Genomic DNA, 22,161 nt, shown 5'->3' on the forward strand with positions numbered 1-22,161 from the left:
GATGGAGGACCTGACCTCTGCTCCACAATACGTTCGCGGCGTGGATTACGCCGCGGACGAATTGGGCGACGATGTGTTGCTCAGGCAGTTTGCCGATGGCGATGCTGCGGCGGCGCGCGTTCTCACCGATCGGCTTGCGCCGCGCAGCTTATCAGTGGCCCTTCGGTTTCTGGGCAATCGCGCCGAGGCTGAAGATGTGACACAAGATGCGATGATGCGCCTGTGGCAGATGGCACCCGATTGGGTGCCCGGTCAGGCCAAAGTATCGACATGGCTCTATCGCGTGACGCTAAATCTGTGTGTTGATCTGCGCCGCAAAAAGACGCCGGACCGACTGGCGGATGTGCCAGAGCCAGCAGATGAAAAGGCCAGTGCGGCCGATCGTCTGCAGGACGCAGCCCGAAAGGATGCCCTGCAAATGGCACTATCACAACTGCCGGAGCGTCAACGACAAGCTGTTGTTTTGCGGCATATTGAGGAATTGCCCAACCCTGAAATCGCTGGGATCATGGGTATTTCGGTGGAAGCGGTGGAAAGCCTTACGGCACGAGGAAAACGGTCGTTAGCGGCGATTCTGGCCGGGCGACGTGATGAACTGGGGTACGACGATGACTGACGACAAAGACAATCTGGATCTGTTGTTCGCCCAAGCCCGGCAGGATCGGCAAGACTTGCCGGATGATCTGGCTGTGCGCATTCTCACCGACGCGGAATCTGTTCGGCTGGGTCGCCTGAAGCCAGATGAGCCAAAGACAAACTCTCTTTGGGCGCGCCTGCTGGCCGGGTTTGGCGGCTGGCAGGGAATGGGCGGTTTGGTTGCCGCCAGTATGGCGGGCGTCTGGATCGGCTTTTCAGCACCGGCGTTTTTGCCTGATCCCGCCAATTACATTTACGCGCAGGATGTTAGTTTCGTGGTCGCTGACCTAAGTCTGGATACGAGTTTTCTGGAGGACGCCGAATGAGCGATAGCCCCAAACCCAAAAACCGCTGGATGTCGGTTCTACTGGTCATCTCGCTGGCCTTGAACCTGTTGATCGTCGGCGTTGCCCTGGGGACCGCGCTGCGAGTCAAAGGGGGGGATCATGCAAAATCTCCGCCAGGTTTTGGTTCGGCGCTGTATCGTGCGCTGCCAAAGGAAGAGCGTAAAGCCATGCGGGGCGAGCTGTTCGACCGACACAAAAAGGGTGCACACAACCGATCCCAGGATTTTGCCCAACTCAGCACTGCTTTGCGGGCAAACCCCTTTGACGCTACGGCGGTTCAAGCCCTGCTGGACCAACAAGCGCAGTCCATGGCCGACTTGCAGAACGCGCTGCAGCAAGAGTGGTTGGCCCGGGTTGAAGCCATGAGCGATGAAGATCGTCTGGTCTATGCCGACCGGCTGGAAGAGGTCGTAAAACGAGGCCCGCGTGGTCACAAGAAAAAGGACTGAGGGTTTCAGGCAGCGCTCTGTCTGATCCTTACTTGATTGCGACCAGCCTTCTTGGCTGCATAAAGCGCAGAATCGGCGGATTTCAGCAACCGCTCCACCGGGTCACCAAGGGGCAGGGGCGGGATCGGCGCCGTCAGGCCGATGCTAATGGTGACTGGCACAGGGGCCGAGGTATCGGGCAGAGAAAATGGTGTCTTGCTGATACAGTCGCGCAGGGTTTTAGCCAGATCCATCGCCCCAGCCTGAGAGCTGTCAGGCAGACCTATCATAAACTCCTCTCCCCCGATGCGCGCGACAAAACCCGCCGCGCCAACCGTGCGCTTCATGCGCTTTGCGGCCTCGATCAAAACCTGGTCGCCGCTGACATGCCCAAAACGGTCGTTGATGGTTTTGAAATGATCCAGGTCTGCCAACATGACAACGAAACCGTGACCGGTTTGCGATGGTTGTCGTGCCAACTTATCCATAGCTTGCATAGCATAGCGACGGTTGTGCAACCCAGTCAGGGGGTCGACCCACGACTCGGCCAGCCCGCGCTTTAATGAGGCGCGCATTTGGTCCATTCGGGCCTTTCGCGTGATCTGGTTATCCATATGTAGTTGAACCTCTTCGACGTAGAACCCCCCCATACACACGGCGTCAGCGCCACGATCCAGCGCCTCGCTCGCCATTGTCGCATTTTCATCGGCCAAGACGGCGATCAATACGGTATGCCGAGTTGCCCCGCGTGACTTCAGGTCCGCCAACGTATTCAGGCCCGCGGCCGTCGTATCTATTTCGATTAGGATCGCGTCTGGCACTGGCCCTGACAGCAAAGCACGCATGTTCGAAGCTGCATGTGTGCTTAGGCTGTGATGCGATCTCTCGGACAACGCGGATTTCCACAATGTCCCGATCCGGGCGCTTTGGGTCAGTATGGCCACATGGGCCGATTTCGACGGCGTAATCAGCACGGTCGCGGGTTCTGCAAATCCGACTGGATGTGATCCGCCGCCCAGCTGAAGCTCTTGCGTATCTGCGCGCGCGCGCAGCAGACTGCGAATTCGCGCCAGAAGCAGGGTGTCCTTGAACGGGGCTGCCAACACGTCGTCTAACCCATCCGACAGTGCCTGCAATCTTGCCGCCTTGTCGTTCTGCGGCGCGATTGCAACGACCGGTACATCGGCCAGTTCCGCGTTGGCCATCACCAGTCTTTTGACGTCCGCAGCTGAGCCATCGGGCAGCGATTGCGCCACCAGCACCAGATCGGGGCGTGTGCGACTTAGCAGCCCGGCCAACCCCTGCAGCTTTTCAGCCTGAACCACGTGATACCACGCCGCCGTCAGCTGAACTTTTAGCATAATGCGATTGGTCGAAGTCCCGTCTAGGACAAGGATGGTTCCCTGCACGGACATATCTGTCACCGTTGATTGCATGCGTTGCCAAAGTGTTTATGAGTCTGGTTAACAAACCCTTTCCAAATGCATATTCGAGGCCTCTTTATGCCGATCACCGCCCAATCCGCCGAAACGCTTGCCCTGAACGTCCTGGGCTGGCTGGTCGGGAATGACGAATTGCTGCCGATCTTTTTGGGCTCGACGGGTGCATCCACCGAGGACTTGCGGGTTCGCGCATCAGAGTCGGAGTTCCTGAGTTCGGTTCTTGAATTCTTGATGCTTGACGATTCGTGGGTGATCGCCTTTTGTGACGCCAATTCCGTGCCCTATGACCTGCCGGGTCAGGCGCGGGCTGTTTTGTCTGGTGGCGACGTTCACTGGACCTGATTCAATTCACTGACAGGAGCATGTAATGCCCATCGATGCGATCTTGTTCGACAAGGACGGAACATTGTTTGACTTTGCGGACACATGGGGTGGTTTCGGGCGCAGCGTGTTGGAAAAGTTGTCAGATGGCGACCAAAAACGGGCTGCCGAACTGGGCCGGGCCATCGGGTTTGATCCGGTTTCGGAAGAATATGCCGACGACAGCATCGTGATTGCGGGGACCGTCGAGGAGATCGCCGAAGCCCTTGCACCCTACTTCCCGGATATGCCCAGCGATGAGCTGATTGACATTCTGAACACGGAATCGGCGACGGCGACACAGGCCCCGGCTGTTCCGCTGGTTCCCTTCCTCGATGCTTTGCGGCAGGCGGGCCTAAAGCTGGGCGTGGCCACGAACGACGGGGAAATGCCAGCGATGCAACATCTCGCCTCAGTCGGGATTCGCGACCACTTTGATTTTGTTGCTGGCTACGACAGCGGCCATGGGTTCAAACCCGGGCCCGGGCAATTGATTGCCTTTGCAACCCATGTTGGTGTCGACCCGTCGCGGGTGGCGATGGTGGGGGACAGCCTGCATGATCTTCAGGCCGGGCGAGCGGCGGGGATGATCACAATCGGTGTGCTGACGGGGTTGGCGCCGGCCAAGGCGCTTGCTCCGATGGCAGATGTCGTGCTGCCGGACATCGGTCACATTCCCGCCTGGCTGGCAGAAAACTGATCCAGCTTCGGCTGAATTCGACTGTCCAAGTAATAAAACCGACAAACCTTGTCGCAGACAGAGCGGCCACTGGGCCGACTTCAGGGCTTGCTTGAAGAAAGCAAGTTCCGGAGGGATCCAATGGCTGACACACAGACTCGCAAACGGCGCGGAGGGGGACGGGCAGGTGCGGCAGCGCGCAGGGGCAGCGCGGTGATCGACCAAATGCCGTGGAACCCGCCGATCAATACCGACAAACCCACCGAACCGCTGGACCAAGCTGGAATCGAAGCGATCCACGAGGGGGCCATGCGCATCCTCGAAGAGATCGGGATCGAGTTCTACAACGAAGAAGCCCTTGGCATCCTGAAAGAGGCAGGCTGTACGATCAATGGCGACAACGTTCGCATGGGTCGTGACTTTGTGATGGAAATGGTGGCCAAAGCGCCATCAAAGTTCACGATCACGCCGCGAAATCCTGACAAGACGATTGAAGTTGGTGGCAAAACCCTGTTGTTCGGGAACGTGTCTTCTCCTCCGAACTACTGGGATCTTGAGATTGGTACCAAGGTGGCCGGAAATCGCGAGATGTGCCGGAATTTGCTGAAGCTGACGCAGTACTTCAACTGCATTCACTTTGCGGGGGGCTATCCGGTCGAGCCGGTCGATATCCACGCCAGCGTCCGACATCTGGACGTGCTCTATGACAAGCTGACGCTGACCGACAAGGCGATGCATGCCTATTCGCTGGGTAAGGAACGCGTTGAGGACGTGATGGAGATGGTGCGGATCGCTGGAGGTCACAGCCATGAAGAGTTCGAAGCGACCCCGCGGATGTATACCAACATCAACTCGACCTCACCGTTGAAACACGACCATCCGATGATTGACGGCTGCCTGCGTCTTGCGCGGCGCGGGCAAGCAATTGTCGTGACACCGTTCACATTGGCCGGTGCGATGGCGCCCGTTACGATGGCCGGTGCGGTTGCGCAATCCTTGGCCGAGGCGTTGTGCGCAATTGCGCTGTTCCAATATGTCCGGCCGGGAATTCCCTGTGTTATCGGGACGTTCACGTCCAACGTTGACATGAAATCTGGCGCGCCTGCGTTTGGAACGCCCGAATATATGCGCTCAACCCAGATGACCGGCCAAATGGCAAGATATTATGGTTTGCCGATGCGGTCTTCGGGCGTGTGTGCGGCGAACGTACCCGATGGGCAAGCTGTGTGGGAGACGTCGAACTCGCTCTGGGCTGCTGTGCAGTCGGGCACCAACATGGTGTATCATGCGGCTGGATGGCTTGAGGGCGGGCTGATTGCGAGCCCCGAAAAATTCATTATGGATTGTGAAATTCTGCAGCAAATCCAGCGATACATGCAGCCCGAGATCACAGCAACAGGCCCAGATGAAATCGCGCTGGATGCTATCAAGTCTGTTGGGAACGATGGCCATTTCTTTGGTATTCAGCACACCCAGGACCGCTACACGACCGCGTTCTATCAGCCGTTCCTGAGCGATTGGAAAAACTATGAAGGTTGGGACGTGGCTGGCGGCATCTGGACCGCTGAGCGCGCCCACCACATGTTCAAGGAAATCGTAACCAGCTTTGAGCCCCCGCCGATAGATGACGGGATTCGCGAGGAGTTGGAGGACTTTGTTGCCCGCCGAAAGGCCGAGGGTGGCGCGCCGACGGATTTCTAATGTAACAACAGTGACTTCCAGATTGAGACTCTGTCGGATTGCCATCACCGCAACGTGGTTTTTGGCTATTTGTTAAGGATTGTCTGTCCAGATTGGGGCGTAACCAATTTGGGGCATCTCATGCATGGTCTGATCAATCGGGCAATACAATCATTTGTTTGCGCGACTTATGGACAACCCTGCTGGCTGCGGGTGACCGAGGCTGCGGGCCTGGGTTTTGCCGAGTTTGAGGCAATGCTGCTTTATGACGACGCCATGACCGCGCAGGTTTTGGACGTGTTATGTGCTGACCTGAATCGTCCACGGGCCGAGATACTGGAGGATCTTGGGACCTATCTGGTGTCGCACCCCAATATGGAAGATTTGCGCCGACTGCTTCGGTTCGGCGGTGTGACATATGTCGAATTCCTGCACTCGCTGGATGACTTATCGGATCGTGCCCGCCTTGCAGTATCCGATCTGCGTCTGCCAATGCTGGAGTTGTGTGAGGTGTCACCGGCAGAATATCACTTGTACTGCTACCCCGGCCTGCCAGGCTATTCCAGCGTGATGGTCGGCGTATTACGGGCAATTGCAGACGATTATGGAGCATTGGCCATGTTGTCGCATGAAGGGCAGCAGGCCGACGCCGAGGTCATCACGATCGTTCTGATCGAAAGCGCCTTTGCCGAAGGGCGTCATTTCGATCTTGGGGCGCGCAAGTCATGATGCAAGCCTCTGAACTCTCAGCTCTTTTGGACACGTTGTGCCCCATGTTCGTGATGGTGGATGACAAGGGCATGATCGTAAACGCAGGACCAACGCTGCAAAAGCTCCGTCCGGACCATCCGATGCAGGGGCGCGATTTTCTGGACGTTTTTGGACTTGTGCGACCGCGAACAATAACAACGATTTCCACGCTGTTATCTCTGACCGGTGGCAAAGTACATCTGAAATTTCACGACGAGCCTCGGACCGCGCTGACCGGGCTAATCGCGCCCTTGCCAAAGGGGAACGGGGCCATCATCAACCTGTCCTTCGGGATTTCGATACTGGATGCAGTTCGTGACTATGCCCTGACTAGCGCGGATTTCTCTGGCACGGATCTGGCGATCGAACTGCTGTACTTGGTTGAGGCGAAAACAGCCGCGATGGAGGCATCGCGCTCACTGAACTTGCGACTGCAGAGAGCTATGCTGGCCGCTGAAGAACAGGCGGTGACAGACATGTTGACGGGGTTGAAAAACCGCCGTGCGATGGATGTGGTTCTCGGCCACCTGATCACGGCCAATTGCGCTTTTGCGCTTATGCATCTGGACTTGGATTTCTTCAAAAGTGTCAACGACCGCCTTGGCCATGCGGCGGGGGACTTTGTGTTGCAACAGGCCGCATGCATTATGGAGGAAGAAACACGAACTGAGGACACGGTCGCCCGGATCGGTGGTGATGAGTTTGTTATCATTTTTAAAGGTCTGGTCGACGAAAGTGTCCTGTCTGACATAGCGGGGCGCCTGATCAGCAGGCTATGCCAACCCATGATGTTTCAGGGTGCCCAGTGTAAGATTTCAGCTAGCATCGGAACGGCCTTGTCCACGCAATTTGGCACGCCGGATGCGGCAGAGCTGCTGAATGCAGCGGATCAGGCGCTGTACGAGGCAAAGCGGCAGGGGCGTTCGCGGCATTGTCTGTACTCGGCACTTGCGACCACTGGGCTGAAGCCGGCCAGTTCTCAATGACTTATGAATCCGCGCGGGGCGGGTATTTAAGCTAATCCAGCGCAATAGCCCGTGTCAGAATTTCCGCAATATGGCGCTTGATCGGGGGAAGCTCTCCGACAACCGGCATCACGTGGCCTTTGAACCGCGCTCGCTCTAGCTCCTGTGGCACGTCATCCAAAACATGCCCGCCGGTGCAGGCAAAGAAGGGTAGGCACAGAGAGTGATCGCCAGCCCCGGTCGCGGCTTCGGCAATGGACGGGGCCTCTTCCACAAACCCGACGCGGATGGATTGGAAGGTCATGCACCGGGCCAGTTCCCTGGAAAACTCAATGGCGACAGCTGATGGATTGCGGCTACGGCCCGATCCATGTGCCGCCAGAACCAGATCCGTTTTGTCCGCGTCCCACCCCTTGCCCGATAGCGCATCCAGCAATGCGCCCGCAGCCAAAGCGGGGAGTTCTGGGTCAACGCCCAACGGGTCCAGAATTTGGATGTTTCTATCACCCAGACGCTTGGGCAGCGCACGTGTCACGAACCACCCCTTGGCCATAAAAAGGGGATAGATGACAGTGTCGTCGGGCAGTTCATCCAAACGAGCCTCCAGCATTCCAGGCGCAGCAAGCGTAGCTGAATGAACGCTGACGCCATCGCAATACGCATCGACCTCTGCCGCATAGGAAGCTAGCGCCGCTTCGGCAGGGGCCGGGTCCGAGGGTTGGCCGTGGGCGACGATCAGGGCGTGCGGCATTTAGGAGTATCCTGTGGCTTTTCAGTTAGGTGTGTCCGGCTGGTGCAAAGTCAATCCGTGGGACGTCACGCTATCCCAATAATGTCAGCCAAAGCCAGACTGTCAGGATCGAGACGCCGGTTCCGACCAGAACGGACGAGGCCGCGACCCGTTTTGCCCGTCCGTACATATTGGCAAAGATGTAAGCATTAAAACCGGGAGCCATCGCTGCCGTCAGCACGCCCGAGCGGAACAGGTCTTGCGGCAGGCCAACTGTTGAACCGAATAACCAGACAAGACTGGGATGCAGCATTAGTGAAATCGCGCAGACAAAGGCGATGGCGCGCAGGTCACCTTCGGGCTTGTACTTCACAAGCACTCCGCCAAGCGCGAACAGCGCCCCGGGCAGGGCGGCGCGGGTCACAAGGCCCAGCGCTTCGTCCACGACCGCAGGTATGCCAATGCCTGACAGGTTCACGGCAAAACCCAGCGCGATGCCTAGGATCAGTGCGTTGCGGAACATGGCCGACAAGATGGATTTGACCATGCGGGGGCCACCTTGGCCGCGATTTCGAATAACCTCCATCACCGTGATGCCAACGCCGTAGCAAAAGGGTGAATGGAAGGCGATGATCGCATAGTTGCCGGTCAGGTTTTCGGGGCCATAGGCGCGTTCGGTAATAGGCAATCCCAAAAGAACAGAGTTCGAGAACAGACAGCAAAACCCGATGGCGACACAATCTTCCCAATCCCGGCCAAAGATCAACCGTGCACCGAGCAGACCAGCAGTGAAACACAGGCCAGCTGCTGAGTAGAAGCTGACCAGAAGCCGGGGATCAAAACTAGCGCTTAGATCCAGATGCGAGATTGCAAGGAACAGAAGGCATGGGATTGCAAAGCCCTGGGTGAACTTCATCAACCCATCGATGTGGATTTCCTTGAAATACCCCAACCGCGTCGATGCATAACCTGCTCCGATCACAAGGAAAACCGGTAGAATGACGTCGATCAGACTTTGAAGCATGGCACCGCTTTGCAGGCTGGGCCGACGCAAAATTGCTGCGTCCCAGGTTGGTTGCGTGGGGTCTTAAAGCGCCTGATGGATCACCATTCCGTCATAGGCTGGGGTGATGTTGTCGGCGGTTTCTGCATCAACCGTGGCATAGTCCAGATCGATATGCATGTTGGTCAGGACCGCCCGCTTGGGGTTCAGTCGTTCGATCCAGCCCAGCGTCCTTTCCAGATGCGCATGGGTCGGATGAGGTTTCCGACGTAGCGCGTCGATCACTAGACAATCCAACCCTTCCATCGTCGCCCAGGCTTCGTCGTAGATTTCCGCCACATCCGGCAGGTACGCCAGGTTGCCCATCCGGAAACCAAGCGAGTCGATCGAGCCGTGGTTGACCTTGAATGGCTGGAACGGGATCGGGCCGCCGGGGCCGTCCACCTCGAACGGGCCGTCGATGGACTTCAGGTCAAGGATCGGCGGGTAGGGTGAACCTTCGGGCTGGACAAAGGCGTAACCGAACCGTCCCAGCAAGGCGTTCTGTGTGTCGCCATCGGCCCACACGGGCACGCGCTCGCGCATATTGAACACAATCATACGCAGGTCATCGATGCCGTGGACGTGATCGGCGTGCGAATGGGTGTAGATAACTCCATCCAGACGTCCGGTCCCGCTGTCGAGCAATTGGCTGCGCATGTCGGGGGAGGTGTCGATCAGCACCGAGGTTGTACCGTCCGGGCCGTCCCGTTCCACCAGCATTGAACAGCGGCGACGGATGTTTTTGGGGTTCTTGGGGTCGCAATCGCCCCAATGCCCGCCCAGCCGGGGGACGCCGCCGGATGATCCGCAGCCAAGGATGGTGCATCGCAATTCGGTCATGCAGCCGCCTTGTAGGTCGCTGCTTTGGTGAACAACCGGTCAAAATTTGCCTGCGTATGGGCAGCAAAATCGGCGTAGTCCATCCCAAACACCTCGGCCCCTTTGCGCGCTGTGTGGGCGGTATAGGCGGGCTCGTTCCGTTTGCCGCGATACGGGGGGGGGGCCAGGTATGGCGCGTCGGTTTCAACAAGGATGCGGTCGACCGGGGCGCTGGCAAAGATATCGCGAAGCTCTTGGCTTTTGGGAAAGGCCGCGATGCCGGACATCGACAAGTAGAACCCCAGTTCAAGGGCGGCTTTGGCCAGTTCGGCAGAAGATGAAAAGCAGTGCATCACGCAGGAATAGGGCGCGTTGCGGTGTTCCTGGGCCAGAATGCGGGCCATGTCGTCATCGGCGGCACGGGCGTGAATGATCAAAGGCAGGCCAGTGCGTTGGGCAGCCTCAATATGCAACCGCAAGGATTGCTTCTGCACCGCTGCGCTGTCGGCGGTATAGTGATAATCCAGCCCGGTTTCGCCGATACCTACAAATTTGGGGTGCCGGGACAAGGCGACGAGTTCATCGACCGATGCCATCGGCTCATCAGCGGCACTCATCGGGTGCGTTCCAGCCGCGTAGAAGACCGGCGCGTGGGTTTCGGCGATGGCGCGGACGGTTGGTTCGTTCCGCAAGCGGGTGCAAATTGTTACCATGCGGGTCACGCCAGCCTCGGTAGCATTGGCCACGATCTGATCCAGCTGACCTTCGAAATCGGGGAAGTCCAGATGGCAATGGCTGTCGGTGATTTCGGGCGTATTGCTCATCTGCTCTGACCGGCGGTTTCCTGTATCTTGAACACCGTATCTAGGACCAGAGCGGCAGGGTCAAGGTTCACCGCCTGCCCATGACGCGCACGTGCGGTGATCACTGCAGCGACCTCTGCCCATTTGCGGGCCTGCTGCGGTGAGGCAGACAGGCGGGCAAGGGTTTCTGCCTCGTTCGGAGCGGCCTCGGGCATCGGGGCCGCGCCGGTTGCACCGGTCAGCGCAAGCCGGGACAGGGCGACGTCGATCAACGTCAGTAACAGTTCAAACCGCTCGGCCGCGCCACGTTGGGCAGCAGCCTCGGCCAAGGCAAGCGCGCGCTGACGGTCCATTCGGGGCAGGGTGCCCAGAATGGCGATCAGCTCGGCGTAAATCTCAAGCCCGCCCAGGTTTATCAGGCGCACCGCATCACCCACGGACCCGGCAGCCAGTGCAGCCAAATGATCCGCCTGTCCCGGCATTTCTGTGCCGGTCTGCATCAGCGCGGCTTCCATATTCTCAGATCCCAGCGGAGACAGGCGCAGTGTCCGGCACCGCGACCGGATTGTCGGCAACAGACGCGACGGCTGGTGCGAGATCAGCAGCAGGGTGGTGCGGGCCGGGGGCTCCTCGAGCATTTTCAACAGCGCGTTGGCGGCGCTGACATTCATCTCATCCGCGGCATCCACGATCACAACGCGACGGCCACCGTCAGTCGAGGAAAGGCCGAAGAACTTGCCAAGCTTGCGAATATCATCAACCACAATCTCATTACGCAACCGCCCCTGATCGTTCAGAGATCGGGTAATTGCGGCCAAGCCGGGCTCGGCCCCAGCCTGAATACGGTGCGCGACGGGGTGTTCAGGATCGATCTCAAGGCTATCGGGCGGTGGCGGTGCACCAAATAGCCCGTCATCCTCAGTCGGAGGTGTTGCCAGTAAAAATCGCGCGATCCGCCAGGCCAGCGTCGCCTTGCCGACCCCACGTGGACCAGTAATCAACCAGCCGTGGTGCAGACGCTCAGAGGTATAGGCACTTAGAAAAGCCTGTTCCGCCGCGTCCTGACCAAACAGGCGCAGTGTCTCGCGCGGATGTGGGGCACCGGGTGCCTGATCCGGGGTTGGGGTGTCGTCGCTCATCTATCGTCTATCGCAAAGCTTGCAGAACGATATCTGTCACATCCTGTGCAACACTGTCCATGTCCCGGTTACCATCAACCACGCGGAAACGGTCGGAATACTCATCCGCAAGGGCCAGAAACCCTGCACGCATCTGTTGTTGCAGATCCAGCCCGAAATCTTCGAACCGTTCTTCTGTTCCCTGACGCCCCTTGGCGCGGGACAGCCCGGTTTCGGGGTCCATGTCGATCAAAACGGTCATGTCGGGTTCGCGCCCGATCATCAGGTCGTGCAATTGATCGACCAATCCCCGCAGATCGCCGCGCGACAGGCCCTGATACATGCGGGTGCTGTCGGCGAAGCGGTCGCAGATCACGACTTTGCCCTCGGCCAGCGCTGGCCTGATCGTGCGTTCCAAATGATCCCGGCGGGCGGCCGTAAACAGTAGGATTTCCGTCTCTGCGGACCAGCGATCCGTGTCACCTTCCAGAACAAGGCTTCGGATCTCTTCAGCGCCTGCAGATCCTCCGGGCTCGCGGGTCAGAACGACATCGTAACCGAGGCCACGCAAATGTTCGGCAAGCATTCGTGCTTGTGATGACTTTCCAGACCCGTCAATACCTTCGAAGGTCAGAAACAACCCTGCCTTCGTCACATCGCCTCCAGCGGATTGCCGATCACGTCTTCCAGAACAATACCGCCAACGGTTTTCATGCGCACGACAAAGCCGCCTACAGGCACGTCTTTGGCCGCGAAAAGTGGGCGACGGATTTCGGGCAATCCTTCGGGTGTGATCACCAGCTCAGCCAGTTTCTGCCCCTTTTCCACAGGCGCGTTGATCGGACCTTCATAGACGACCTCAGCTTTGACATCCTTGTCATTGAGAACTGGGAACAACAAGGTCAGATCCCCTTCGGGCACCAGCCCAACAGTCTTTTCTGCGCCCATCCAAATCTGGGCTTCGGCTATCGGCGTTTCGGCGTCGGCAATTGTCCTCTCGACAAAATTGCGAAACGACCAGTTAACCACGGCCTCAGCCTCCTCTGCGCGACGGGCGGTGCTATCGAGGCCAGTCAGGACAAAGACAACCCGACGGTCGCCTTGCTTGGCCGAGCCGACCAGGCCATAACCCGCCTCTTGCGTATGCCCGGTTTTCAGGCCGTCGGCCCCGATCCCCAGTTTCAGCAGCGGATTGCGGTTACGTTTGTTAGAAGGCGCACGGCCATCAAACTCAAACTCTTCTTCTGCGAACAGAGGGTAGTATTCGGGGAAGTCGCTGATCAGCCGGTTGGCTAATACGGCAAGGTCATGGACCGACATCATGTGGCCCGCCGCCGGCCATCCGTTCGAGTTGGCGAAGTTCGAGTTGTCCATGCCCATCTGCTTGGCGCGCTGTGTCATGTAGCGGGCAAACCCGGCCTCGGTCCCATCGGGGCTTAGCGCCTCGGCAATCACCACGCATGCGTCGTTACCAGACAATACGATGATGCCACGCAGCAGATCCTCGACGCTGACACGATCCTGCGTGTTCAGGAACATGGTCGAGCCACCATAGCTCATGGCGTGTTCCGACACGGGCAAGGTTTCACCCAGGGTCAGGCGGCCATCGCGCAACGCCTCAAACGCGACGTAGAGCGTCATCAGTTTGGACATCGACGCAGGCGGCAGCGGCTGGTCTGCTTCTTTCGACAGCAGAACCGTTCCGGTCGTCTGATCGATCACATAGGCCGCGCGGGCGGTTGTGTCGAAAGCGTGGGCGGGCAGGGCAAACAGCGCCAGCCCGAGGGTCAAAACAGATGATCGCAGTGAGGACAGCATGAGGGCCTCCTTGGTTTCAATTTTTGACGGTAAACGCGTCGTTAAAGCCCAGGTCTTTGACATCGCGTTGCATGGCATTGCGTTCCGAGCGCGACGTGGCTGGGCCGACTAGGACCCTCCAGACCGTTTTGCCGTCCGAGGTTAGTTCTCGCACCTCGGCAGGCATTCCGTTGCGGCGGATCTTGTTGGCAGCGCTATTGGCGTTGGTTTCAACCCCGAAAGTGCCAACCTGGACGAACGGTTTTGACAAGGACGATACCGAAGCCGCCGTGGCTGCCGATGCGTCCGCGGTTGTGGCAGAGGGGGTTCCGGCCGGTGTGGGTTCTGCCGCGTCAATCGCCGCAGCCGCGCCCGCGATCGGGTCCAGCGGCGTTTCGGTGATTTCATCGGGACTTTTCTTTTGCCACCATTTACGTTTGGCCGGTTGTTCAGTCGGGGGGGTAACCTCTGGGTCCACCAGTGAAGCCGATGATGTTGCTTCTGCCGTCGTTTCGACCACCTCAGTCGCTGTGTCGGTCGCCGTATCGGTCGCAGCATCAGCGGCCACGGCCGCCGTGGCTGGTTTCTTGCGCTGCCACCATTTGGGCTTGGCCGGTACTTCAGTCTCTGTGACGGTTTCGACCGCCTCGGCGGCTGTTTCCGCCGCTGTGTCGGTTGCCGTGTCGGTCGCGGCATCTGCGGCTACAGCAGTCGCGGCGCCGGCCGCCGCCGCAGGTTTTTTGCGTTGCCACCACTTGAGCTTGGCTGGCTGTTCAGCTTCTGCGGCCTCACTTTCGGCGATGTCGGTCTTGGGCTCATCCGCTGCTGCGGTTTGCGTTTCTTCGACAGGGGCCTCTTCGGCTGCGGGCTTTTCTTCAACCGGCTCAGGTTTCGGCTCGGGCGCTTTGCGACGCAGGGCAACGACATCAACCTGTGTAGGCGCGCCAGCCAGAATGCCCAGTTTTTCGGCCGCAGCAGAGGAAAGCTGCAGTTCAGGACCCGGCAGGTTTCTTTCGCGACGGAACAACGCGGCTGTGATCGTTTTATTGTTCTTGGGGTTTTTGACGCGCACACGCTCGGGCTGTGTCACATCCGGGTGGGCAACCCATATGCCGCCCAATGACGGGCGGCCATCCCATAGTCCGGGCTCAGACAGCTGAAACACCTCGGGCGCTTCGACATCATCTTTCGGGCTTCCGCTTGGAGTGGGGAAAAGGTCGGTCCGACCGTCTGGTGCGGATTCGGCGCTCTGGGTATCTGCCGAGACATTTTCGGGGGAAAGCACCTCATCGCAACCAACCAAAACCACGGACACAACGGCCAAAGCCGCTAACGCTCGCGGATGTGCGCGTGTCTCTGTCGCTCGCTTCATCTTGTCATCCCTTGCCTGATTGGGCCTCGTTTCCCGAGACCCGCCGCCGATTGCTGGTTCTGTGATGCCAGCCTGCTTCGGTCTTTCCTGCAGATCATAACGCGGCCAAAGTGTCATGGAAAGACCGCAGCGGGCGCTTCGGCAAGAATTCCCTATTTGGTCTTGCCACCGGTTCGCGATGGCCTTAGACCCGGCCCCACGCGGGGAGGTGGCAGAGTGGTCGAATGCGGCGGTCTTGAAAACCGTTGAACGTGAGAGCGTTCCCAGGGTTCGAATCCCTGTCTCCCCGCCACTCATACCTGTCTCACTTGAATTGTTTTTTCTGATCCTGAATTGTGCCGCAATTCCCGCGAGTTGGCGCATGCGCTTTCAATCAGAGACGGAGCAGGCCGTACACTCAGAGCGCAATTCAGGCCTCAGTCTCAGTGGCGCATTTTGGCGGGGTCGCTTTGGGCTGGGTTTCCCTGATAACCTGCGATTTACAGGGAATTTTCGTGAGATGGCTTCGATTTCAGACATTATGCATGTCAAAATTGTATTTTTTCAGAGGTTTATGTTGCAAATTCCCTAAAAGGTGGAACAGGGAATTTTCTTGAGCGAACAGGGAATTATTCCGACGGATCAGGGAGGGCGAACCCTGTATCAGGGAGGCCGGTTCTTGAGGTGTCAAAAGTCGAACAGACATTCCTGTTCGGCCCAATCAAGTGGGTGGGTCACGCTGACCAGGCGCTTGAGTGTGAGTTCGGGCGGCTGGGTGCCGTCGAGAATCGCGGCCTGAATCTTCGGTGAGAGAAAGGCGAGCTGAGCACGGGTACGGATGAAAGCGCCGGGAACGCTTTCCCGGCGCGCGATTTCCATCAGTTGAACTCCTGCTTTCAGATCACGGGCCCAGCCATGGGCGCGGATCAGCATGGAACGGAGGTGGGGGTCGGGTTGGGGTACCGTGTCTCCGGCGATGACCTTGACCTCGACACCGCGGCGGCGCAGATCGAAGGATGCGGTAACGTGGGCGAGATCCGGGTGCAGATGGTCCGCGGCGATGCCAAGTGCGCTTGCCAGGGTTTTGCGGTTCAATTCGAGGTCGATCTGGCCTCGTGCAATTCTGCCGCTGGCCAGAATATCAGCGCCGAACTGACCGCCTTGGCCTTGAAGCCGGGTCACTAAATCCGCAACTGAAGTCTGCACCGCCTCGGCTGATCTGGCTTCCGGCAGCGCCAGAACTCGATGCGTGATTGCAGCGTCTTGCAATTGTCTGACGATGACATCAATGACAGCGTTTTCCAGCGCCGGGCCGGGCAGTCGCCAGCCGGAGATATCCTTGCCGCCCGAGATCAACCGATTGGAGATATAGTAGCGCAATCGTCGGCCTTTGCGCGTGGTGTGGGTTGGCGTCAACCTGTCACCAGTTTCGTCCTGCATCAAACCGGTGAGCCAGGCGCCGGGGTCATTGGAGCGTTGGCGCGCATCGGAGCCGCCGCGTACCCGGGAGCGGTTCGATGCCTGTCGCATTTTCTCCTGTACCCGGTCCCAGACGCCCTGGTCGATGATCGCCGGGTGTTGTCCGTCCCAAGTCTTATCCTTGTGGCGGATTTTTCCGAGGTAAACCGGGTTGCGCAGCAGGTAATAGATCTGGCCGCGTGACAGCGGACAATCCCCCTTCACGCTGCCATCTGTCCGAATAACCCGTTTTGACCGCAGCCCTTCTGCCGTTGCTTCTTCTTCTACTTTGCGCAGGCACCCCAACTCGTCATAGAGACCAAAGAGATGCCGGACCGTTCTGGCCTCCTCCTCATTCACCACCAGCGTTCTTGCTTTTGGATCGGGGTGGCGATCATAGCCAAGGGGCAGATTGCCGCCCATCCAAAGCCCCTTTTTCTTTGACGCCGCGATTTTGTCACGGATGCGTTCAGCAGTGACCTCGCGTTCGAATTGGGCAAAGGACAGAAGCACGTTCTGAGTAAGACGACCCATGGAGGAAGAGGTGTTGAAGGCCTGCGTGACGGACACAAACGAACAATCCGCCTGTTCCAGCCGTTCGACCAGCTTCGAGAAGTCGGCGAGCGATCGGGTCAGCCGGTCGATCTTGTAGACCACCACCATGTCGATACGCCCGGCATCGATCTCTTCAAGCAAGTGTTGAAGGGCAGGGCGTTCGAGTGTGCCGCCCGACAGGCCACCGTCATCGTAGCGGTCTGACAAAAGGGTCCAGCCTTCATGTCGCTGGCTGGCGACATAGGCCGCGCAGGCCTCGTACTGGGCATCGAGTGAATTGAAGTCTTGGTCCAGCCCATCTTCCGATGACTTGCGCGTGTAGATCGCGCATCGGGTTTTGCGGCGCGGCCTCATTTTGCCGCCTTTCCGGTGAGCCCGAAGAAGCGCGGCCCCGACCAATGCGCGCCGGTAATCTCCCGAGCGATGGCCGAGAGTGAGCGATAAGACCGACCGCTCCAGACAAAACCATCCTTGGTGACATCGACCACATGGGTCACGCCGTTCCACTCGCGCAGCAGGCGCCCGCCGGGTTTAAGGGCAGGGCATTTAGGCCGGGGTTTCTTATCAGAGCCCTTTTCCAGCGTGGCTTTGACCTGGCGGGGTAGCCCGCCATGACGGCGGGACTGCATCTCAAAGGCGATAAAACGGCGCAGGAAGGGTTGGCTGAGCATGGCGGGTGCGGGTTGATCAAACAGTTGCTGCCAAATCGTAACCAGATCCAATCGACCCATGGCGGCGAGATCGGCGACATCGCTCGTCTTCGTCATGACTCTTTTCCTGTTCCCACCGTCAGGTGATACGTGGATGGTCCATTTGGTTTGTCGGATGCCCGCCTTTCAATTGTGACGCCTTTTTTCCGCAGACCGCTTAGAGCCGCTCGGACCGAATGAGGCTGCCACCCCGTTGCTTTGCAGAGCGCCTCAAGGCTGGTGCCGCTCGGGCGACGCAACAAAGCTTGCAACTTGTCAATTTTGCTTTGTTTGGATTTGGACATGTATTGTCTCCTCTGATCTGGGGCTGGCGAAATGCCGAACCCCGGTACCGAGGAGCGCCCGAATGGCTCGGGCTTGGATCCAGTGATGCGTGGTTCACAGCAACAGTCCAGCTCTTTCTGCAGCGATTACTGGAGGGGTGTGTTTTGCAGGGCGCTGCTTCCGTACCCCCGATTATTCGTCAACAATCTTAATTGGTTACGACTTAGTTACTTTTGGTTTTGGGGGTTGCAATTGAAAAAGCCCGTGCATAGATTCTATCCAGCCCTACAAGGGACAAGGTCCCACGGGGAGGTGAATACATCTCCCAGGCAGCATTCGGCCCCGCATTTTTTGAAGCGGATAAGACCGAGAGCATTCGAAGGGGCAACGAACCGGATCGATTGGTCCGGAGAGTTGCTTTCGTGCTCTCTCCGAATTCCCAACACGATCCTTTCTTGTCGACGCTAACGAGCGTCAAACGAAAGGAGGCGGCTATGTCTGCCAAAAAAACACAGAGCGACGCCAAGGCGTCCAACACGCCGATCTGGATGGCGGACAAAGTCGTCCAATCTCAGATCAGCCAGATCAAGCCATACGCCAACAACAACCGCGTGCATGCAGCCAAGAACATCGACAAGCTTATGGCGTCGGTGGCCCAGTTTGGCTTTGTCACCCCGATCCTGTTGGATGGTTCGGGCACAATCATCGCGGGTCATGGCCGCTATGAGGCCGCCAAGGCTCTGGGGTTGACGTCCGTGCCGACAGTTGTCGCGGATCACTTGTCAGAAGCAGAAGTGCGCGTTCTGCGCATTGCGGATAACAAGCTGGCGGAATTGTCCGACTGGAACGAAGCGGCCCTCCAGATTGAGTTTGCCGAGTTGATGGATCTCAGCCTTGATGGTGAACTGGACTTCAGCCTCGATATCACTGGGTTTGAGACGCCGGAGATCGACATCATCATCGACGGCGCGGGCGAGGCCACGGAGACGGAAGCGGAGACTGTAGAGGCCCCGGACCCTGCGGCACCCGTAATCACTCAGCCGGGCGATCTTTGGGTTCTTGGAGATCATCGCATCTTCTGCGGGGATGCCCTGCAAGCCCAGAGCTACGACACTTTGCTGAAGGGCGAGAGCCCGCAGATGGTCTTCACCGATCCTCCATACAACGTACCGGTCAATGGGCATGTCCGCTGTGGCATCAGTGGCGAACATCGCGAGTTTGCCATGGCGTCGGGTGAAATGTCTAACAGTGAGTTCCGCGTCTTTCTTTCAGGCGTGGTCACCCGGCTGTTTGACTGCTTGCCGGACGGAAGCATTGCGATGATCTGCATGGACTGGCGTCACATTGAAGAACTGATTGCGGCCGGCAAGGCAGGCGGCTTGGATCTCATCAATCTTTGCGTCTGGAATAAGACTAACGGAGGGATGGGCAGCCTTTATCGTTCCAAACACGAGCTGGTCGCAATCTTTAAGAAGCCCGGCGCGTCGCATATCAACAATGTCGAACTGGGCAAACATGGGCGCAACCGCACCAATGTCTGGGATTACGCCGGTGTGAACAGCTTTGGGGCAGGACGCGAAGCGGATCTCGCTGATCATCCCACGGTGAAGCCGACAGCTTTGATGGCAGATGCCATGATGGATGTAAGTCATCGCGGCGATGTCGTGCTGGACGTCTTTGGCGGGTCCGGCGCGACCTTGCTGGCAGCTGAGAAAACCGGGCGCCGGGCGCGGCTCATTGAGCTTGACCCTGTTTACGTCGATGTCGCCATCCACCGTTGGCAGGAGATGACCGGTGAAAGCGCGGTGCATGCTGTCACGGGGCAAACGTTCGATACGCGTTCTGCAGCCAACGACACCACTTCAGAGCAGGAGGTGGATCATGTCTGACGATACGAAAGAGTATGAGGTGGGCTACGGCAAGCCGCCCAAAGCGACCCAATTCAAGAAAGGCCGCTCCGGCAATCCGAAGGGACGACCAAAAGGTGCCAAAGGGGTGAATGCTAGCTTGAAACGCGAACTGGAAGCCAAGATCACCGTCCGCGAAGGCAACAACGAAGCTCGGATTTCCAAGGCGGAGGCAATTGCAAAGCGGCTCACGGCCGGTGCGTTGAAGGGCGACACGAAATTGCTAATGGCGCTTCTCAAGGTCGACGCTGATCTGTTCGGCGGTCCAGATGATGGGAGCGAACAGGCTGGCTCTGAAGTGAATGGGCCGGAGGCAGTTGACTATGACATCCTCCGGGATTTCTTTTCCAGCCAACTGGACGGTGACGGTGGTCCGGAAAACGAGGAGGCGGAAGATGACGACTCCTGATCCAAAAATGGTCCTGCAAGCCGCTCGCGAGGTTTGCCGGGACAATTTCTTTCCTTTCGTGTGGCGTGTGTTTGACACGCTGCACCAAGGGACTGACCGCAGCTTTGATCCGGCTTGGCATGTGCGTGCCATGTGCCATGAGTTGGACAATGTCCGCCAAGGCGAAAACAAGCGGCTGATCATCAACATCCCGCCACGTTGCCTGAAATCGGTCACCGTGGCCGTTGCATATGTCGCTTATCTTCTGGGGCACTCACCCAGCGCCAAGATTATTGTTGCCAGCTACGGGCTGGATTTGGCGCGCAAGCATTCTGAAGATTGTCGTCGGATCATGTCCGCGCGCTGGTACCGGGAAATGTTCCCTGAAACGGTTTTGGCCCAAAAGGGCAACTCCTCAGAAGAAATCCGCACCACAAAGGGAGGCAGTCGCAAGGCTGTCTCCATCGGCAGTTCTGTTACTGGCCATGGCGCTGATTACATCATCATCGATGACCTGCTGAAAGCTGGTGATGCGGGTTCCGAAGCCGAGCTGGTCAAGGCACAGGAGTTCATTGAGGGGACCTTGCTGTCGCGCTTTGACAACCCGGCCGAAGGGCGTGTGGTTATGGTTGCACAACGGTTGCACGAGATGGATCCGCCAGGCTACCTGCTTGAACGCGGTACCTATCGGCACCTGAATCTGTCTGCCATCGCCGAAGAATATGAGACGGTGCCTCTTGGGCGTGGAAGGGCCATGCACCGCAAACCGGGTGATCTCCTTTGCCCGTCGCGCCTGGATCAGCAAACGCTGGATACCAAGCGCCGTGAAATGGGCGCAGCCGTGTTCAATTGCCAGTATCAGCAGAACCCGATTGCACCAGACGGATCGCCCCTTCGCTGGGAGTGGTTCAGTATTTATGAGACCATCGAAAATCGTCGCTGGTTCCAACTGGTGGTTCAAAGCTGGGATACGGGCATGTCAGCGGATCCCCGGTCCGACTTCTCGGCCTGTACAACCTGGGGATTCCGCGAAAATGCGTGGTACCTTCTCGACGTCTGGCGCGGGCAGGTGGACTACCCAGACCTGAAAGCCAAGGCGCTACAGCTTGTCGGCCTTTGGGATCCGGATCGTGTTTTGATCGAAGATGCGGCCTCCGGTAAACCGCTTCTGGACGAGCTGTTTCGTGATGACCGTCGGCGCTACGAACGCATTAAACCCGACAAGGACAAGGAAACCCGGTTCCAGTCCGCTTGCGGTCCTGTCGAAGAGGGCAAGGTGTATCTGCCTGCAGACGCACCCTGGCTGCCGGTATTCAAACGAGAGCTTCAGTCCTTTCCACGCGGGCGTAACGACGATCAGGTCGATAGCTTCGCGCATTTTCTGAACTGGTCCAAGGGACTGGGGTTCTACCGGGCATTGGGTCGCGACCACCGGATCAACATCGAACGTCGGGAGCGTAATCGAGAGAGGATCAGGCGACGGTAGAACCTCAGCGTCAAGCTTGAAAACTCGTTGAATAGTGCTGGGAGGGCCGATGTCGGACCAATCCTGAGAGCGGCCCCAATGACCGCTCGCAACCACAAACCAGTCTCATCGCTAATGCTGTCGGATGACGGCTTCGAGCCCAGAGCAACTAATGCTGCACCATGCACGAAGGACTGCATTGTGCAGAAAGCGGGCCTTGCAGAGCCGATAACTGGAGCCAGCTAAGGCTGTTCAATCGCTGACTTAGTAAACCCCAGATCAGTCGGTGGGCAAAATCAAAGAACGTCCAGAAGCTTCGAATACCCAGCGTTCAAAACAAGAGCCGCAAGTGTCCCTGTTATCGTCGCCGGTATACCCTGCTTCCAAGTATCGAACACTAGATGGCAGAATATCGCTCCGACAGATGTGCAGAGCAACGCAAGTGCTCCTAGCGGCCCGATCCA

General features: G+C 58.2%; 23 protein-coding genes and 1 tRNA gene. 12 read left to right on the forward strand and 12 right to left on the reverse strand.

Annotation, left to right across the window (positions count from 1 at the left end; all coding sequences use genetic code 11):
* The first annotated feature begins 1 nt into the window (after window position 1).
* Genes AC2FID_RS07385 through AC2FID_RS07395 form a run of 3 tightly spaced genes read left to right on the forward strand, consistent with a single transcriptional unit; the run spans window position 2 to window position 1,432 of the window.
* The gene (locus AC2FID_RS07385; protein ID WP_282119195.1) at window positions 2-616 is read left to right on the forward strand and encodes an RNA polymerase sigma factor; all 615 of its coding nucleotides are present in this window, start codon (window positions 2-4) and stop codon (window positions 614-616) included.
* Window positions 609-962 (forward strand): hypothetical protein, encoded by a 354-nt coding sequence (locus tag AC2FID_RS07390; RefSeq protein WP_496704544.1) that lies wholly within the window; start codon window positions 609-611, stop codon window positions 960-962. The genes AC2FID_RS07385 and AC2FID_RS07390 overlap by 8 nt, the downstream gene beginning before the upstream one ends.
* Entirely contained in the window at window positions 959-1,432 is a 474-nt protein-coding gene (locus AC2FID_RS07395; RefSeq protein WP_496754894.1) for a periplasmic heavy metal sensor, read from the forward strand. The genes AC2FID_RS07390 and AC2FID_RS07395 overlap by 4 nt, the downstream gene beginning before the upstream one ends.
* A 5-nt stretch (window positions 1,433-1,437) precedes the next feature.
* Here the strand turns inward: AC2FID_RS07395 and AC2FID_RS07400 are convergent, their stop codons facing one another.
* On the reverse strand, window positions 1,438-2,826 hold the full coding sequence (locus AC2FID_RS07400) for a diguanylate cyclase (protein ID WP_496836111.1): 1,389 nt from the start codon (window positions 2,824-2,826) through the stop codon (window positions 1,438-1,440).
* Between the two features lie 87 nt (window positions 2,827-2,913).
* Between AC2FID_RS07400 and AC2FID_RS07405 the strand changes: the two genes are divergently transcribed.
* From AC2FID_RS07405 to AC2FID_RS07425, 5 genes are all read left to right on the forward strand, one after another.
* Window positions 2,914-3,195, forward strand: coding sequence for a DUF3572 domain-containing protein (locus AC2FID_RS07405; RefSeq protein WP_058279646.1), 282 nt, complete (start codon window positions 2,914-2,916; stop codon window positions 3,193-3,195).
* A 25-nt stretch (window positions 3,196-3,220) separates the two neighbouring features.
* On the forward strand, window positions 3,221-3,913 hold the full coding sequence (locus AC2FID_RS07410) for an HAD family hydrolase (protein ID WP_496836113.1): 693 nt from the start codon (window positions 3,221-3,223) through the stop codon (window positions 3,911-3,913).
* 120 nt (window positions 3,914-4,033) lie between these two features.
* Window positions 4,034-5,593: a trimethylamine methyltransferase family protein gene (locus AC2FID_RS07415; RefSeq protein WP_282119200.1), complete on the forward strand. Its 1,560-nt coding sequence runs from the start codon at window positions 4,034-4,036 to the stop codon at window positions 5,591-5,593.
* A gap of 120 nt (window positions 5,594-5,713) precedes the next feature.
* Complete coding sequence (locus tag AC2FID_RS07420; RefSeq protein WP_058274418.1) at window positions 5,714-6,301, forward strand: heme NO-binding domain-containing protein; 588 nt, start codon at window positions 5,714-5,716, stop codon at window positions 6,299-6,301.
* Entirely contained in the window at window positions 6,298-7,308 is a 1,011-nt protein-coding gene (locus AC2FID_RS07425) for a diguanylate cyclase domain-containing protein (protein ID WP_496836115.1), read from the forward strand. Before AC2FID_RS07420 ends, AC2FID_RS07425 begins: the two co-directional genes overlap by 4 nt.
* 31 nt (window positions 7,309-7,339) lie before the next feature.
* On the opposite strand, the gene AC2FID_RS07430 is transcribed toward AC2FID_RS07425, so the two are convergent.
* From AC2FID_RS07430 to AC2FID_RS07465, 8 genes are all read right to left on the reverse strand, one after another.
* Window positions 7,340-8,038, reverse strand: a complete 699-nt coding sequence (locus AC2FID_RS07430) for a CbiX/SirB N-terminal domain-containing protein (protein WP_496754883.1) — start codon at window positions 8,036-8,038, stop codon at window positions 7,340-7,342.
* A gap of 70 nt (window positions 8,039-8,108) precedes the next feature.
* Window positions 8,109-9,041 (reverse strand): AEC family transporter, encoded by a 933-nt coding sequence (locus AC2FID_RS07435; protein WP_496836118.1) that lies wholly within the window; start codon window positions 9,039-9,041, stop codon window positions 8,109-8,111.
* A gap of 63 nt (window positions 9,042-9,104) precedes the next feature.
* Window positions 9,105-9,902, reverse strand: a complete 798-nt coding sequence (locus AC2FID_RS07440; protein ID WP_496836120.1) for an MBL fold metallo-hydrolase — start codon at window positions 9,900-9,902, stop codon at window positions 9,105-9,107.
* A complete protein-coding gene (locus AC2FID_RS07445) occupies window positions 9,899-10,705 on the reverse strand; it encodes a TatD family hydrolase (protein ID WP_496836122.1) in 807 nt (268 codons plus the stop codon). Before AC2FID_RS07445 ends, AC2FID_RS07440 begins: the two co-directional genes overlap by 4 nt.
* Window positions 10,702-11,823: a DNA polymerase III subunit delta' gene (locus AC2FID_RS07450; protein WP_109310414.1), complete on the reverse strand. Its 1,122-nt coding sequence runs from the start codon at window positions 11,821-11,823 to the stop codon at window positions 10,702-10,704. Before AC2FID_RS07450 ends, AC2FID_RS07445 begins: the two co-directional genes overlap by 4 nt.
* Window positions 11,824-11,830: 7 nt before the next feature.
* The gene (tmk, locus tag AC2FID_RS07455) at window positions 11,831-12,457 is read right to left on the reverse strand and encodes a dTMP kinase (protein ID WP_496760788.1); all 627 of its coding nucleotides are present in this window, start codon (window positions 12,455-12,457) and stop codon (window positions 11,831-11,833) included.
* Entirely contained in the window at window positions 12,454-13,620 is a 1,167-nt protein-coding gene (locus tag AC2FID_RS07460) for a D-alanyl-D-alanine carboxypeptidase family protein (RefSeq protein WP_108861555.1), read from the reverse strand. Before AC2FID_RS07460 ends, tmk begins: the two co-directional genes overlap by 4 nt.
* A 16-nt stretch (window positions 13,621-13,636) precedes the next feature.
* Window positions 13,637-14,971, reverse strand: a complete 1,335-nt coding sequence (locus AC2FID_RS07465) for an SPOR domain-containing protein (RefSeq protein WP_496836123.1) — start codon at window positions 14,969-14,971, stop codon at window positions 13,637-13,639.
* 202 nt (window positions 14,972-15,173) lie between these two features.
* Here AC2FID_RS07465 and AC2FID_RS07470 point away from each other — a divergent pair.
* Window positions 15,174-15,263 (forward strand) — tRNA-Ser (locus AC2FID_RS07470).
* Window positions 15,264-15,637: 374 nt separating this feature from the next.
* Here AC2FID_RS07470 and AC2FID_RS07475 read toward each other — a convergent pair.
* From AC2FID_RS07475 to AC2FID_RS07485, 3 genes are read right to left on the reverse strand one after another with little or no spacing between them, the layout of a single operon-like run.
* Window positions 15,638-17,317 carry a recombinase family protein gene (locus AC2FID_RS07475; protein ID WP_496836124.1) on the reverse strand — a complete coding sequence of 560 codons (1,680 nt, stop codon included), beginning with the start codon at window positions 17,315-17,317 and terminating at the stop codon, window positions 15,638-15,640.
* Entirely contained in the window at window positions 17,314-17,730 is a 417-nt protein-coding gene (locus AC2FID_RS07480) for a DUF2924 domain-containing protein (RefSeq protein WP_271950132.1), read from the reverse strand. Before AC2FID_RS07480 ends, AC2FID_RS07475 begins: the two co-directional genes overlap by 4 nt.
* Window positions 17,727-17,957 (reverse strand): DUF3489 domain-containing protein, encoded by a 231-nt coding sequence (locus tag AC2FID_RS07485; RefSeq protein ID WP_496677439.1) that lies wholly within the window; start codon window positions 17,955-17,957, stop codon window positions 17,727-17,729. Before AC2FID_RS07485 ends, AC2FID_RS07480 begins: the two co-directional genes overlap by 4 nt.
* A 474-nt stretch (window positions 17,958-18,431) precedes the next feature.
* On the opposite strand from AC2FID_RS07485, the gene AC2FID_RS07490 reads away from it, so the two are divergent.
* From AC2FID_RS07490 to terL, 3 genes are read left to right on the forward strand one after another with little or no spacing between them, the layout of a single operon-like run.
* Complete coding sequence (locus AC2FID_RS07490; RefSeq protein WP_282168759.1) at window positions 18,432-19,826, forward strand: site-specific DNA-methyltransferase; 1,395 nt, start codon at window positions 18,432-18,434, stop codon at window positions 19,824-19,826.
* The gene (locus AC2FID_RS07495) at window positions 19,819-20,253 is read left to right on the forward strand and encodes a DUF5681 domain-containing protein (RefSeq protein WP_271950126.1); all 435 of its coding nucleotides are present in this window, start codon (window positions 19,819-19,821) and stop codon (window positions 20,251-20,253) included. Before AC2FID_RS07490 ends, AC2FID_RS07495 begins: the two co-directional genes overlap by 8 nt.
* Entirely contained in the window at window positions 20,240-21,718 is a 1,479-nt protein-coding gene (gene terL, locus AC2FID_RS07500) for a phage terminase large subunit (protein ID WP_496836127.1), read from the forward strand. Before AC2FID_RS07495 ends, terL begins: the two co-directional genes overlap by 14 nt.
* Window positions 21,719-22,161: the final 443 nt, after the last annotated feature.

The sequence above is a fragment of the Ruegeria sp. CDSC068 genome, assembly GCF_059610545.1.

Bases quoted from the DNA above. Each gene is read 5' to 3' on its own strand.
- AC2FID_RS07400 (WP_496836111.1), bottom strand. From the start codon at position 2,826: ATGTCCGTGCAGGGAACCATCCTTGTCCTAGACGGGACTTCGACCAAT.
- AC2FID_RS07405 (WP_058279646.1), top strand. From the start codon at position 2,914: ATGCCGATCACCGCCCAATCCGCCGAAACGCTTGCCCTGAACGTCCTG.
- AC2FID_RS07420 (WP_058274418.1), top strand. From the start codon at position 5,714: ATGCATGGTCTGATCAATCGGGCAATACAATCATTTGTTTGCGCGACT.
- AC2FID_RS07385 (WP_282119195.1), top strand. From the start codon at position 2: ATGGAGGACCTGACCTCTGCTCCACAATACGTTCGCGGCGTGGATTAC.
- AC2FID_RS07490 (WP_282168759.1), top strand. From the start codon at position 18,432: ATGTCTGCCAAAAAAACACAGAGCGACGCCAAGGCGTCCAACACGCCG.
- AC2FID_RS07485 (WP_496677439.1), bottom strand. From the start codon at position 17,957: ATGTCCAAATCCAAACAAAGCAAAATTGACAAGTTGCAAGCTTTGTTG.
- AC2FID_RS07465 (WP_496836123.1), bottom strand. From the start codon at position 14,971: ATGAAGCGAGCGACAGAGACACGCGCACATCCGCGAGCGTTAGCGGCT.
- AC2FID_RS07395 (WP_496754894.1), top strand. From the start codon at position 959: ATGAGCGATAGCCCCAAACCCAAAAACCGCTGGATGTCGGTTCTACTG.
- AC2FID_RS07425 (WP_496836115.1), top strand. From the start codon at position 6,298: ATGATGCAAGCCTCTGAACTCTCAGCTCTTTTGGACACGTTGTGCCCC.
- AC2FID_RS07430 (WP_496754883.1), bottom strand. From the start codon at position 8,038: ATGCCGCACGCCCTGATCGTCGCCCACGGCCAACCCTCGGACCCGGCC.
- AC2FID_RS07460 (WP_108861555.1), bottom strand. From the start codon at position 13,620: ATGCTGTCCTCACTGCGATCATCTGTTTTGACCCTCGGGCTGGCGCTG.
- AC2FID_RS07390 (WP_496704544.1), top strand. From the start codon at position 609: ATGACTGACGACAAAGACAATCTGGATCTGTTGTTCGCCCAAGCCCGG.
- AC2FID_RS07445 (WP_496836122.1), bottom strand. From the start codon at position 10,705: ATGAGCAATACGCCCGAAATCACCGACAGCCATTGCCATCTGGACTTC.
- AC2FID_RS07435 (WP_496836118.1), bottom strand. From the start codon at position 9,041: ATGCTTCAAAGTCTGATCGACGTCATTCTACCGGTTTTCCTTGTGATC.
- AC2FID_RS07495 (WP_271950126.1), top strand. From the start codon at position 19,819: ATGTCTGACGATACGAAAGAGTATGAGGTGGGCTACGGCAAGCCGCCC.
- AC2FID_RS07410 (WP_496836113.1), top strand. From the start codon at position 3,221: ATGCCCATCGATGCGATCTTGTTCGACAAGGACGGAACATTGTTTGAC.
- AC2FID_RS07440 (WP_496836120.1), bottom strand. From the start codon at position 9,902: ATGACCGAATTGCGATGCACCATCCTTGGCTGCGGATCATCCGGCGGC.
- AC2FID_RS07480 (WP_271950132.1), bottom strand. From the start codon at position 17,730: ATGACGAAGACGAGCGATGTCGCCGATCTCGCCGCCATGGGTCGATTG.
- terL (WP_496836127.1), top strand. From the start codon at position 20,240: ATGACGACTCCTGATCCAAAAATGGTCCTGCAAGCCGCTCGCGAGGTT.
- AC2FID_RS07475 (WP_496836124.1), bottom strand. From the start codon at position 17,317: ATGAGGCCGCGCCGCAAAACCCGATGCGCGATCTACACGCGCAAGTCA.
- AC2FID_RS07415 (WP_282119200.1), top strand. From the start codon at position 4,034: ATGGCTGACACACAGACTCGCAAACGGCGCGGAGGGGGACGGGCAGGT.
- AC2FID_RS07450 (WP_109310414.1), bottom strand. From the start codon at position 11,823: ATGAGCGACGACACCCCAACCCCGGATCAGGCACCCGGTGCCCCACAT.